This is a genomic window from Pseudoxanthomonas sp. (genome assembly GCF_051953815.1).
In the GTDB taxonomy this organism is placed as follows: Bacteria; Pseudomonadota; Gammaproteobacteria; order Xanthomonadales; family Xanthomonadaceae; genus Pseudoxanthomonas_A.
This window is the reverse complement of the sequence record NZ_JBQCIJ010000052.1, coordinates 43,887-55,947: the sequence shown is the minus strand read 5'-3', so window position 1 is coordinate 55,947 and position 12,061 is coordinate 43,887. Positions and strand designations below refer to the sequence as shown.

The window sequence follows — 12,061 nt, the reverse complement described above, 5'->3', positions numbered from 1 at the left end:
CGTAATCGAGCGAAGCGGCCTGCGGCTGACCGTTCTCGAACGACCACTTGAAGAAATCGAAGGCCACCTTGGTGTGCTCGGCGTTCTTCGGCTTCTTGTACATGATCGCCCAGGTGGTGGCGGTGATCGGCCACGCGGTCTCGCCCGGGGCGTTGGTCATGATCAGGTTGAAGTCCTTGGCGTTGGTCCAGTCGGCCGTGGCCGCGGCAGCCGCAAAGGCGTCGGCGTTCGGCTTGATGACCTTACCGGCGGCGTTGGTCATGTCCACCCAGCTGATCTTGTTCTGCACCGCGTAGGCGTACTCGACGAAGCCGATGGCGCCCTTGATCTGGCGCACGTACTGCGACACGCCCTCGTTGCCCTTGCCGCCCACGCCGGTCGGCCAATCCACGGCGGTGCCGAACTTCACCTTGGCGGCCCATGCCGGGCTGACCTTGGTCAGGTAGTTGGTGAAGTTGTAGGTGGTGCCCGAGCCGTCCGAGCGGTGCACGACGGTGATCTTGCCGGCCGGGATGCTCACGCCGGCGTTGAGCGCGGCGATCTTCGGGTCATTCCAGTTGGTGATCTTGCCCATGAAGATGTCGGCCAGCGTGGCGCCGTCGAGCTTGATCTGGTCGGACTGGATGCCCGCGATGTTGACCACCGGAACGATGCCGCCGACGACCAGCGGGAACTGGCCCAGGCCGAACTTCTTGAGGTCTTCCGAGCTCAGCGGAGCGTCGGAGGCGCCGAAGTCGATGGTGCCGGCCTTGATCTGCGCGATGCCAGCGCCCGAACCGACCGACTGGTAGTTCAGCTGGTTGCCGGTCTTCTCGGCATAGGCGGCCGACCACTTGGTCAGCACCGGATAGACGAAGCTGGAGCCGGCGCCGGTGATGTCGGTGGCCTGGGCGGCCATGCTCATCATCGAGGCCGCGGCGATCACGGCGATGCGGGATTTGGTTGAGGTCAACACGGTAGCTCCTTGAGGAGGAAAGTCACGGGATGAGGCCCGCCCCTTCCGCCATTACAGGGGGTGTGTGTTGCAATGAAATGAGATGAATGTTTCAGCCGTGTGACAAACCGTCATCCAGGCGTCACAACACACCCAGGCCGATGTGTTCGCGCTCGAAGGTTTCCAGCCGGCGCCAGCGGTTGACGATGCCGCAGAACAGCTCCGCGGTGCGCTCGGCGTCATAGATCGCCGAATGCGCCTCGCGCGAATCGAAGTGGCCGCCGGCGGCCAGCACCGCCTTGCTCAGTACGGTCTGCCCGTAGGCCAGCCCGCTCAGCGTGGCGGTGTCGAAGCAGCTGAAGGGGTGGAACGGGTTGCGCTTGTGTCCGGTGCGACGGACCGCCGCGTTGAGGAAGCCCAGGTCGAAGGCGGCGTTGTGGCCCACCAGCACCGCGCGCTGGCAATGGTGGTGGCGCATGGCCAGGCGCACCTCGTTAAATACGTGGTCCAGCGCCATCCGCTCGCTCAGCGCCCCACGCAGAGGGTTGTCTGGGTCGATGCCGGTGATCTCCAGCGCGCGCGGATCGAGGTTGGCGCCCGGGAAGGGCTCGACATGGGCGGAAACCGCCGGCTGCGGGTGCAGGTAGCCTTCGCTATCCATGCTCAGGGTGACGGCGGCGATTTCCAGCAGGGCGTCGCGCTCGGCGTCGAAGCCGCCGGTTTCCACGTCCACCACCACCGGCAGAAAGCCGCGGAAGCGGTCGGCCATGCGGCTGGCCAGGCTCTTGTTGAGGTCATCCATCGGCGAAGCATATCAGTGTGGCACCACCGGACCCGCGCGTGGCGGGGCGCGAAAGGTGACAGCCGGTGGTGGCTGACTTCGTTCTGTCACATTTCGTCAACATGACTGCAAAGGGATACCCGCAAACTTTTAACGTCCTGCTTCGCCGACCACGGATTTCAGAGGGGCGCGGTCGAGGTGGCGTTATCCATCCAGCGGAGATTTCCCATGCGTTCCAAGTTGCTCGTGGTAGCGATTGCTGCCGGTCTCGGGTTCAGCAGCATCGTGTCGGCCGCGCCGGCCACCAAGACCACCAAGGCTTCGGCCACCTCGGCCACCACCAATGCCGAAATCGAGATGCTGAAGGCCCAGCTGGCGGCCATGCAGTCCAAGATCAACGAGCTGGAGCAGCGCACCGACGCCCAGTCCGAGATCAACGTCAGCACCGGTCAGGCGATCGAGAAGGTGCAGGCCTCGGCCACCAACGACAAGAAGCTGGCCAAGCTCGAGAAGCTGGTGAACGACACCACGCTCAACGGCAAGATGTACTTCGATTTCTCGAACATCAGCCAGAAGAACAGCGATACCGGCAAGACCAACGCCACCGGCACCGGCCTGGACGTGAAGCGCTTCTACCTGTCGGTGACCCACAAGTTCGATGACATGTGGTCGGCAAACCTGACCACTGACTTCAACTATGTCGGCAGCGATGGCGAGACCAACCTGTTCGTGAAGAAGGTCTACGTGGAAGGCAGCTTCGACCCGGCGTTCAAGCTGCGCATGGGTTCGGCCGACATGCCGTGGATCCCGTTCGTCGAGAACTACTACGGCTTCCGCTACGTCGAAAATACGCTGACCGACCGCCTGCACTACGCCAACTCGGCCGACTGGGGCTTGCACGCCTTCGGCGACCTCGGTGGCAAGACCCTCAACTATGCGGTGTCCGTGGTCAACGGCAACGGCTACAAGAACCCGAGCCGCGGCAAGGGCGTGGACGTCGAAGCCCGCGTTGGCTTCGTGCCGTTTGAAAACGCGATCATCGCGATCGGCGGTTACAACGGTCACCTGGGCAAGGACCTGCAGAACTCCTCGGCCATCAACACCGCTTCGCGCGCCGACCTGCTGCTGGCCTACGCCGACAAGAACTACCGCTTCGGTGCCGAGTACTTCACGTCCAAGAACTGGAACAACGTGACGACGATCTCCACCGACAAGGCCGACGGTTACTCGGTGTGGGGCAGCGTGGCGGTGGCCGACGGCGTCTCGCTGTTCGCTCGTTACGACAGCGCCAAGCTGAGCAAGACGCTCGACCCGAAGGCCAAGGACACCTACTACAACGCCGGCGTGCAGTTCGATATCACCAAGGGCTTCCAGCTGGCCGCGGTGTACAAGCACGAGAAGGGCGACAAGTCGGTCAACACCCCGATCCCGCCGCACGTGCAGAACGTGAAGACCGACGAAGTGGGCATCTTCGGCCAGGTGGCGTTCTAAAAACGGTCACACGACCCCGGCAAGATGCCGGGGTCGTGATCCCGAATATCGGAAGGGAGTTCGACCCAGGGACGGAAAACGGCGGGCAGCAGCCCGCCGTTTGCTTTTGTGCGGCGCAATAGTCGCCTTTCTTTGTAGGAGCCCGCTCGCGGGCGATGCTCCACGCTCTTAATTTCGAAACAAACCGAAAGGCATCGCCCGCGAGCGGGCTCCTACATGGGTTTGCGAGCCGCGTGGTTCAGGCGGGGGTCTTGTCCTTGTAGCGACACAGGTCGCGGATCACGCAGTGCGGGCAGTCCGGCTTGCGCGCCTTGCACACGTAGCGGCCGTGCAGGATCAGCCAGTGGTGGGCGTCGAGCTTGAACTCCGGCGGCACCACTTTCTCCAGCTTCGCCTCTACCGCCCGCACGTCCTTGCCGGGCGCCAGGCCGGTGCGGTTGGACACGCGGAAGATGTGCGTATCCACCGCGATGGTCGGCTCGCCGAAGGCGGTGTTGAGCACCACGTTGGCGGTCTTGCGGCCCACGCCGGGCAGTGCCTCCAGCGCCTCGCGCTCGCGCGGCACTTCGCCGCCGTGCTGCTCGATCAGCAGTTGGCACAGCGCGATGACGTTTTTCGCCTTCGCGTTGAACAGGCCGATGGTGCTGATGTACGCCTTCAGGCCGTCCTCGCCCAGTGCGAGGATCGCCGCCGGAGTGTTGGCCACCGGATACAGCTTGCGCGTGGCCTTGTTCACGCCCACATCGGTGGCCTGCGCGGACAACACCACGGCGACCAGCAGCTCGAACGGCGTGGTATAGGCCAGCTCGGTGGTCGGCTTGGGGTTCAGCTCGCGCAGGCGGGTGAACAGCTCCACGACGTCGGCGCGCTTCATTCGGGGTTTCCCTGCTTCTTCGCCTTGGCGCGGGCGAGCGCGGCCAGTACGGGGTTGCTCGGTGTCGCTGCGGCATCCACCGCGGCCTTGCGCGCGGCCAGTTCGGCCTCATGGGCCGCGCGTTCGCGGGCCAGTCGCGCCTCGCGGCGCTGAAAGTGCGCGCGGGCCACCTCGGCGCGGTCGGCATCTTCCGCCCAGGCCAGCGGCATCGGTTCCAGCACGATGCAATCCACCGGGCAGGCCGGCACGCATAGCTCGCAGCCGGTGCAGTCGTCGATCAGCACGGTATGCATCAGCTTGGGCGCGCCGACGATGGCATCGACCGGGCACACCTGGATGCACTTGGTGCAGCCGATGCAGTCGGCTTCGACGATGCGCGCCAGCGTGCGCGGTTTTTCCACGCCGTGGGCGGGGTCCAGCGGCAGCACGGGCCGGTCGAGCAGGGCGGCGAGTTTCGCGATGCCGGCCGCGCCCCCCGGCGGGCAGCGGTTGATCGGCGCCTCGCCGCGCGCGATCGCCTCGGCGTACGGGCGGCAACCGTGGAAGCCGCACTGCTCGCACTGGGTCTGCGGCAGGATCGCGTCGATGCGGGTGGCCAGAGTGTCGATCGGTTCGCTCATGCGTGGTGGGCGGTCGGGGCGATAATCGCCGATCCGATACTGCCGTATTCCTGCTTGCGGAGTCTGCCCATGAAAGTCTTCCCGCTGAAACACGCCCCGCTGACCGTCGCTTCGCTGCTGCTGGCCGCCGCCATCGGTGCGGTCGGTTCGCTCGCGCTGGGCCACGTGGGTCCAGCGCGTGCCGATACCGCCCCAGCCGGAGCGCCCGAGAGCGTCACCGTCTTCATCGATGCCCACTTCGGCATGCGCAAGGACCACCTCGCCGGCCAGCTCACCAAGTCGCATGCCGATTTCGCCGCACGCGGCTACCGCTACGTGGACATGGCGCCGTACAACGAGAACGGCGACCTGGTCGGCGTGTTCGTGACCTACAGCCGCCGTTGAACCGGTGTCAGCGCACCGTGGCGCCCGGCTTGGCACCGGCGTCGGCGTCAAGCAGGAACAGGTCGCTGCCGCCGTCGCCAGCCGAGAGAATCATCCCCTCACTCAGGCCGAAGCGCATCTTGCGCGGCGCCAGGTTGGCGATGAACACCACGTTGCGTCCCACCAGTTTTTCCGGCTCGCCGTAGGCGGCGCGGATACCGGAGAAGATCTGCCGCGTGCCCAGCGGACCGGCGTCCAGCTCGAAGCGCAGCAGCTTGTCCGAGCCCTCGACGAACTCGCACACGGTGACCTTGCCCACGCGCAAATCGAGCTTGGCGAAATCGTCGATGCCGATCGTGGTGGTCGTGGCAGCGGCAGCGTCGGTGGTTGCGGGGGCGGGCGTGGCGTCGGTCATGGATTTCTTCACTTGCTTGGGTTTTTCGGTGGAAACAGGCGCGCTGGCGGGGCCGCCGAGCGATTCCTTCGAGGCCTCGACCATCGCTTCGATCTGCTTCGGATCGAGGCGGCCGAGCAGCGGCTCGAAGGGCGCGATGATGTGGTTGTGCAACGCGGCGCGGGCATCGTCGAAATCGATGATCGGCGCGGCCAGGAACTGTTCGGCCGCCGCCACCGTGGCGGGCAGGATCGGCTTGAGCAAGCCGCCGAGCAGGCGGAACGCGGCGATCGCGAACGAGCACACCTGGTGCAGCTCGACGCGTCGCGACTCGTCCTTGGCCAGCGTCCACGGCGCGGTGGCGGCGATGTGTCCGTTGACCAGGTCGGCCATCAGCACGAAGCGGCGGGTGACCTCGGCGAATTGGCCCTGCTCGTAGAGCTCGGCCAGGCCGTCGTAGTGCTCCTGCAGGCGGTTCCACAGCTCGGTTTCGGTGGCGCCGAAACGTTCGGCGAGGCGACCGTCAAAGAACTTGTGTACGAATCCCGCGGTGCGGCTGGCGATGTTCACCCACTTGCCGACCAGGTGCGAGTTCACGCGCTCCTCGAACGCTTTGAGGTCGAGGTCCACGTCCACCGGCGCGTCGTCGAGCATGGTGGCGAAGTAGTAGCGCAGGCACTCCGGGTTTAACCCGGCGTCGAGATACGTGCGCGCCTGGATGAAGGTGCCGCGCGACTTGGACATCTTCGCGCCGTTGACGGTGAGGTAGCCGTTGACGTGCAGCGCGGTCGGCACGCGAAAGCCCGCGCCGTGCAGCATCGCCGGCCAGAACAGGCCGTGGAAGTTGATGATGTCCTTGCCGATGAAGTGGTGCATCTCGGCGGCGCTGTCGGGCGCGAGGAAGTCGTCGAAGCTCAGCCCGGTCCTGTCGCACAGCGCCTTGAAGCTGGCTAGGTAACCGACCGGCGCGTCCAGCCACACGTAGAAGAACTTGCCCGGCGCGTCGGGGATCGGGAAGCCGAAGTACGGGGCGTCGCGCGAGATGTCCCAGTCCTTCAGGCCGCCGTCCAGCCATTCGCGCAGCTTGGCCGCCACGCCGCTGTTGGCTACCGGCTGGCCGTTCGAATACTTGCCGGCGAACCAGTCGCGCAGCAGGCCTTCGAACCTCGACAACTGGAAGAAGTAGTGCTCCGAATCGCGCAGCACCGGCGTGGCGCCGGACATCACCGAGTACGGGTTGATCAGGTCGGTCGGTGCGTAGGTGGCGCCGCAGTTCTCGCAGTTGTCGCCGTACTGGTCCGGCGTCTTGCACACCGGGCAGGTGCCCTTGATGTAGCGGTCCGGCAGGAACATCTGCTTGTCCGGATCAAACAACTGCTGGATGTCGCGACGGGCGATGGCGCCGCCGTCGCGCAGGCGCGTGTAGATCAGCGTCGCCAGCTCGCGGTTCTCGTCCGAATGGGTGCTGTGGTAGTGGTCGAACGCCACGCCGAAGGCGACGAAGTCGGCCTCGTGGCCGGCGCGAATGCCGTCGATGTAGGTCTCCGGCGCCAGTCCAGCCTTCTGTGCTGCCAGCATGATTGGCGTGCCGTGCGCGTCGTCGGCGCAGACGTAGACCACTTCATGGCCGGCCATGCGCTGCGCCCGCACCCAGATGTCGGCCTGGATGTAGCCCAGCAGGTGGCCCATGTGCAGCGGGCCGTTGGCGTAGGGCAGGGCGTTGGTGACAAGGAGGCGACGGCTCATGGCAGCTTGCTTGGCTTAAGTGGCCGCGCATTATGGCATGGACGTCCAAATCGACCGGCCCTGCACGGTGTGTCGGTGGCACGAAAAAGCCCGCCGATGGGCGGGCTTTCAGGCGAGCGCGGAGATGGCGCCTTTACGGCTGGCGTTCCCACACCTGCGAACGGCCGAGCAGGGCAAAGCCGATGTAGCCGTGCACGTCGAGCTTCTGGCCGCCGTCGGTCAACGTGAGCTTGACCTTGTATTCCTTGCCGTTCTTCGGGTCGAGGATCTTGCCGCCATCCCACACGTCGTCATCCTTGGTGACGCCCCACATGATGGTCATGCCCTCGATCGGCTGATTCTTGCGCGCGCCGTCGCACTCCTTGCAAATCGGGTTCGGGCCCTCGTCGGAGTTGAGCACCTTGACCACCTTGGCCTGCAGCTCGCCGTTGTTGTCGGTGATCTCGACGATCGACTTCGGCTGGTGGGTCTTGTCGTCGATGGTCTTCCAGGTGCCGACCGGTGTATCGGTGGCGGCGAAGGCGGAGCCGGCGATCAGCAGCAGGCCGGTGGCGAGGGTGAAGCGGGATAGCAGCGTCATGGTGGTCCTCCCGTACGAAAGCGTATGGGGCGAGCGTGCCGAGGCCCCCGAAGCGGGTCAAGCTGCAATGCGCAAGACCTCACCTGGCCTCGGTGCGCCCTGATCTGGCGCAGCCGGGTGCGTGTCGGGGGCTGGCATAATCGACGGTCTCTCCCCTCAAGACATGCCCCCCATGACCCAGGCGAATGAAGCCCTGGTACGCCGCATCCTCGGCGACCTCATCGACCCCCACACCGGCGCGCCGCTGGCCGATGCCGTGCGCGCCATCGGCGTGGACGGCGATCGCGTATCGGTCGACCTGCAGCTGGCCTATCCCGCGGCGACCGCCGCCGATACGCTGGCCACTCAGGCGCGCGATGCGCTGCAGGCCGACCCGGCGATCGCCGCGGCAGCCGTCTCGGTGATCAGCCGCGCGCAGGTGCACAAGGTGCAGGGCCAGCTGGCGCCGCTGCCGAACGTGAAGAACGTCATCGTGGTGGCTTCGGGCAAGGGCGGCGTGGGCAAGTCCACCCTGTCGGTGAACCTGGCGCTGGCGCTGGCTGCCGAGGGCGCCAAGGTGGGCATTCTCGATGCCGACATCTACGGCCCCAGCCAGCCGCGCATGCTCGGCATCAGCGGCAAGCCGCAGTCGCCGGACGGCAAGTCGATCATCCCGATGCAGGCGCACGGCCTGCAGGCGATGTCGATCGGTTTCCTGGTGGACGAGGAAACCCCGATGATCTGGCGCGGTCCGATGGTCACCCAGGCGATGATGCAGTTGCTCAACGATTCGCGTTGGGAGGCGCTGGATTACCTCGTGGTCGATCTGCCGCCGGGCACCGGCGACATCCAGCTCACGCTGTCGCAGAAGGTGCCGGTCGCCGGCGCGGTGATCGTCACCACGCCACAGGACATCGCCCTGCTCGATGCGCGCAAGGCGCTGAAGATGTTCGAGAAGGTCGAGGTGCCGGTGCTGGGCGTGGTGGAGAACATGGCCACCCACGTGTGCTCGAACTGCGGGCACGAGGAGCACATCTTCGGCGAGGGCGGCGGCCAGCGCATGGCCGAGCAGTACGGCGTGGCCTATCTAGGCTCGCTGCCGCTGGACATCCGCATCCGCGAGCAGGCCGACGGCGGCAACCCGACCGTGGTGGCGATGCCCGAGTCCGACCTGGCCGCGCGCTACCGCGAGATCGCCCGCAACGCCGCGGGGCGGTTGTCGCTCCAGCCGCGCAACAAGGCGCTGGGCCTGGGCAAGGTGGTGGTGCAGGGCGCGCCGACCGCATGACGGTGCCAGCGCGTCGCCGGGTGCTGTGCCTGTCCGGCAGCCTGCGGCGCGTGTCGGCCAATACGGCCGTGCTGGAAGCGGCGCGCGTGTTGGCGCCGCCGTCGCTGGAGCTGGTGCTGCATGACGGCCTGGCGGCGTTGCCCTGGTTCAACCCGGACGACGAGCGCGATCCGCTGCCCGCCCCGGTGGCCGCGTTGCGCGAGGCGGTCGGCACCAGCGATGCGCTGCTGATTGCCTGTCCGGAATACGCCCACGGCGTGCCGGGCGCGTTCAAGAACGCGCTGGATTGGCTGGTCGGCGGCCTGGAGTTCCCCGGCAAGCCGGTAGCACTGATCAACGCCTCGGGGCGCGGCTCGCATCACGCGCAGGAGGCGCTGGTCGAGATCCTGCGCACCATGTCGGCGACCGTGCTGGACGACGTTTCCGACACGGTGCCGCTGCCGGGCGTCGGCTGCGAGGCGGCGTGGATCGTCGATCAGCCGGCCCTGCGCGAGGCGTTGTGCGCGCTGCTGGCCCGCCTGGACCGGGCGCTGGCGCAAGCCTGAGAGGCCGTCCCCGTGCTATTTTTTCGCACTTGGCGGCGGCCGACGGTGGCTGCGCCGCCCCTTTGACGACCGGAGCGCGCGTGAGCATCAAACCCGACAAGTGGATCCGCCGGATGGCCGAGCAGCACGGCATGATCGAGCCGTTCGAGCCGGGCCAGGTGAAGGTGCGCGACGATCAGAAGCTGATCTCCTACGGCACTTCCAGCTACGGCTACGACGTGCGCTGCGCGCGCGAGTTCAAGATCTTCACCAACATCAATTCCACCATCGTCGACCCGAAGGCGTTCGATCCCACCAGCTTCGTCGACGTGGAGGCGGACGTGTGCATCATCCCGCCCAACTCTTTCGCGCTGGCGCGCACAGTGGAGTACTTCCGCATCCCGCGCTCGGTGCTCACCGTGTGCCTGGGCAAGAGCACCTACGCGCGCTGCGGCATCATCGTCAACGTGACACCGCTGGAGCCGGAGTGGGAAGGCCACGTCACGCTGGAGTTCTCCAACACAACGCCGCTGCCGGCGCGCATCTACGCCAACGAGGGCGTGGCGCAGATGCTGTTCTTCGAGTCCGACGAAGAGTGCGAGACCAGCTACAAGGACCGCGGCGGCAAGTACCAGGGCCAGCAGGGCGTCACCCTGCCGCGCACCTGAATACCCCATCGCCCACCCTCGACGCCATCCACACCCGACGGCGCTACACTCGTCCGCTGTCACGCATACCCTGCAGGAGATCCGCATGATCCGTCTTTCCACCCTCGCCGGACGGCTGGTTGCCGCCTCGTTGCTGGCCAGCGCGCTGGTCCTTACCGGCTGCCATCGCGGCGATACCAAGGCGGAAGTGGCGGCGATGCAGGCGCAGCAGCATTTCGATGCCGTGATTAAGGCCTACAAGGGCGGACAGTTTGTGGTCGACGGGGCCGTACTGTCGGCGCTTGATGCTGGAAGCCATTTTGCATACCTGAAAGATGCCGGGAAGCTACCCAAGACGGTCTTGTTAGTGCCTAGCGACGACTACAAGGTTCGCAAACAGCATCTGCAGTATCTGGCGCGCATGCAGTTGGACTATGGGTTCGTCGCCTATTACGACGACAAGGGCCAGCTCAAGCAGATCAATCCTGAAGAAACGAAGGCGCGTACCCTCGAGGAGTACCGTGGTCCTGTGAGGATGAATGATGCGATCAAGAACAAAGATGCATCAGGCGGATATGAGCCGCCGGAGGGGCGCTAGGCCCTACGTGGGGGGGCTGGCGATGTTGTCCCATGATTTGAAGTTTTTGAGGCTACTATTTCGGGGTGCTGCAGCGTCTGTGATCAACAGGTAAGCAGCCAGTTCTAGGTCGCCTGCTTTATGGGGAACGTCTTGGCCAAAGCGTCGCACAAAGCAGCGGACTTACTGGCCAAGAATAATTCCTCGCAGGGGCTGGCCACGCCGCTGCCCCACACCGGCCCAGGCCAGGCGGCATCGCCCACCACGCGCGCCACCACGTGGACGTGCAGCTGGCGAACGATGTTGCCCAGTGCCCCGATATTGAGCTTGTCGCACGGCGCCACCGCGCGAAGCGCTTGCGTGACGGAGCGGATCTCCCGCCAGAGTTGCTCCTGATCCGCTTCATCCAGATCGTGGAGCTCGCTCATGCCGGCACGGCGCGGCACCAGCAGCACCCAGGCGAAGCGCGCGTCGTTCATCAGCCGCGCGCTGCACAGCGGCAGGTCGATTACCGGCACCGAGTCGGCCGCCAGGCGAGCATCCAGTGCGAACTCCGCCGTCATGCCGGGCTCCCCAGTTCACGCGCGAAGAAGTCCAGCGTGCGCCGCCAGGCCAGCGCCGCGCTAGGGGCATCGTAGGTGTGCGGGTCCACGTCGCGGTTGAAGGCGTGCCCGGCCGGATAGGTGTACACCGGCATCTGCGGCAGCTTCTCGCGGTGCTGTTGCACCGTCTCCGGTGGGATCGAGGTATCGCGCTCGCCGAAGTGGAACATTACGGGTGCCTTCGGCGTCTCGTCCAGATAGGCCGGATTGCGCGCGCCGTAGTAGCTCACCGCCGGCAGGCCCAGCCGCTGCGCCGCGCGCAGCGCGACCGTGCCACCCCAGCAGAAACCGACCACGCCGATACGCCCGGCCGAGGCGATCGCTTCGGCGGCGCTGGCTACGTCGTCCACCGCCAGCTCGATGCCGACCTCGGCCACCAGCGTACGGCCGCGGGCGAAGCCGGCCTCGTCGTAGCCCAGCTCCACGCCGTTCTCGACGTGGTCGAAGAAGCACGGCGCGATCGCGGTGTAGCCGGCCTCGGCGAATCGGTCGGTGACGGCGCGGATGTGCGCGTTCACGCCGAAGATCTCCTGCACCACGACGACGCCGCCGCGCGGCGGGCCAGCCGGCCGCGCGAGATAGGCGCCGATGCAGTGCAGGCGGGTGGTGTTGAGGCTGATCGACTGGCCCATGAGCTCGCCCCCGGGAAGTTCGCGAAACG

At 66.2% G+C, this 12,061-nt stretch carries 14 protein-coding genes; 6 read left to right on the top strand and 8 right to left on the bottom strand.

Translation table 11 applies throughout. The annotated features are described in order from the left end of the window. A partial coding sequence (pstS, locus tag ACTHN1_RS16820) for a phosphate ABC transporter substrate-binding protein PstS (RefSeq protein ID WP_440472071.1) occupies positions 1-955 on the bottom strand: 955 nt, incomplete at its 3' end. Between the two features lie 121 nt (positions 956-1,076). Further along, positions 1,077-1,736 carry a ribonuclease T gene (rnt, locus tag ACTHN1_RS16815; protein WP_440261980.1) on the bottom strand — a complete coding sequence of 220 codons (660 nt, stop codon included), beginning with the start codon at positions 1,734-1,736 and terminating at the stop codon, positions 1,077-1,079. Positions 1,737-1,943: 207 nt separating this feature from the next. On the opposite strand from rnt, the gene ACTHN1_RS16810 reads away from it, so the two are divergent. Then, on the top strand, positions 1,944-3,206 hold the full coding sequence (locus ACTHN1_RS16810; protein ID WP_431638001.1) for a porin: 1,263 nt from the start codon (positions 1,944-1,946) through the stop codon (positions 3,204-3,206). Between the two features lie 238 nt (positions 3,207-3,444). On the opposite strand, the gene nth is transcribed toward ACTHN1_RS16810, so the two are convergent. Both nth and ACTHN1_RS16800 read right to left on the bottom strand, forming a co-directional pair. Further along, positions 3,445-4,080: an endonuclease III gene (gene nth, locus ACTHN1_RS16805; protein WP_440257182.1), complete on the bottom strand. Its 636-nt coding sequence runs from the start codon at positions 4,078-4,080 to the stop codon at positions 3,445-3,447. After that, positions 4,077-4,700 (bottom strand): RnfABCDGE type electron transport complex subunit B, encoded by a 624-nt coding sequence (locus tag ACTHN1_RS16800; protein ID WP_440257184.1) that lies wholly within the window; start codon positions 4,698-4,700, stop codon positions 4,077-4,079. The genes nth and ACTHN1_RS16800 overlap by 4 nt, the downstream gene beginning before the upstream one ends. A gap of 69 nt (positions 4,701-4,769) precedes the next feature. Between ACTHN1_RS16800 and ACTHN1_RS16795 the strand changes: the two genes are divergently transcribed. Continuing rightward, on the top strand, positions 4,770-5,084 hold the full coding sequence (locus tag ACTHN1_RS16795; RefSeq protein WP_440257186.1) for a hypothetical protein: 315 nt from the start codon (positions 4,770-4,772) through the stop codon (positions 5,082-5,084). 7 nt (positions 5,085-5,091) lie between these two features. On the opposite strand, the gene metG is transcribed toward ACTHN1_RS16795, so the two are convergent. Together metG and ACTHN1_RS16785 are read right to left on the bottom strand one after the other, a co-directional pair. Then, entirely contained in the window at positions 5,092-7,203 is a 2,112-nt protein-coding gene (gene metG, locus ACTHN1_RS16790; RefSeq protein WP_440257188.1) for a methionine--tRNA ligase, read from the bottom strand. A gap of 133 nt (positions 7,204-7,336) precedes the next feature. Next, positions 7,337-7,783 (bottom strand): DUF2147 domain-containing protein, encoded by a 447-nt coding sequence (locus ACTHN1_RS16785; protein WP_431637996.1) that lies wholly within the window; start codon positions 7,781-7,783, stop codon positions 7,337-7,339. 172 nt (positions 7,784-7,955) lie between these two features. Here ACTHN1_RS16785 and apbC point away from each other — a divergent pair, with 172 nt between their 5' ends. From apbC to ACTHN1_RS16765, 4 genes are all read left to right on the top strand, one after another. After that, positions 7,956-9,050 (top strand): iron-sulfur cluster carrier protein ApbC, encoded by a 1,095-nt coding sequence (gene apbC / locus ACTHN1_RS16780; RefSeq protein ID WP_440257190.1) that lies wholly within the window; start codon positions 7,956-7,958, stop codon positions 9,048-9,050. Continuing rightward, the gene (locus tag ACTHN1_RS16775) at positions 9,047-9,595 is read left to right on the top strand and encodes an NADPH-dependent FMN reductase (protein WP_440257192.1); all 549 of its coding nucleotides are present in this window, start codon (positions 9,047-9,049) and stop codon (positions 9,593-9,595) included. The genes apbC and ACTHN1_RS16775 overlap by 4 nt, the downstream gene beginning before the upstream one ends. Before the next feature lie 80 nt (positions 9,596-9,675). After that, positions 9,676-10,242 carry a dCTP deaminase gene (gene dcd / locus ACTHN1_RS16770; protein WP_431637992.1) on the top strand — a complete coding sequence of 189 codons (567 nt, stop codon included), beginning with the start codon at positions 9,676-9,678 and terminating at the stop codon, positions 10,240-10,242. 85 nt (positions 10,243-10,327) lie between these two features. Continuing rightward, complete coding sequence (locus ACTHN1_RS16765) at positions 10,328-10,819, top strand: hypothetical protein (RefSeq protein WP_440257194.1); 492 nt, start codon at positions 10,328-10,330, stop codon at positions 10,817-10,819. Positions 10,820-10,923: 104 nt separating this feature from the next. Here ACTHN1_RS16765 and ACTHN1_RS16760 read toward each other — a convergent pair whose 3' ends face one another. Both ACTHN1_RS16760 and ACTHN1_RS16755 read right to left on the bottom strand, forming a co-directional pair. Next, positions 10,924-11,361 (bottom strand): HIT domain-containing protein, encoded by a 438-nt coding sequence (locus tag ACTHN1_RS16760; protein ID WP_440257196.1) that lies wholly within the window; start codon positions 11,359-11,361, stop codon positions 10,924-10,926. Then, positions 11,358-12,032, bottom strand: a complete 675-nt coding sequence (locus ACTHN1_RS16755) for a dienelactone hydrolase family protein (protein WP_440257198.1) — start codon at positions 12,030-12,032, stop codon at positions 11,358-11,360. Before ACTHN1_RS16755 ends, ACTHN1_RS16760 begins: the two co-directional genes overlap by 4 nt. Positions 12,033-12,061 lie beyond the last annotated feature (29 nt).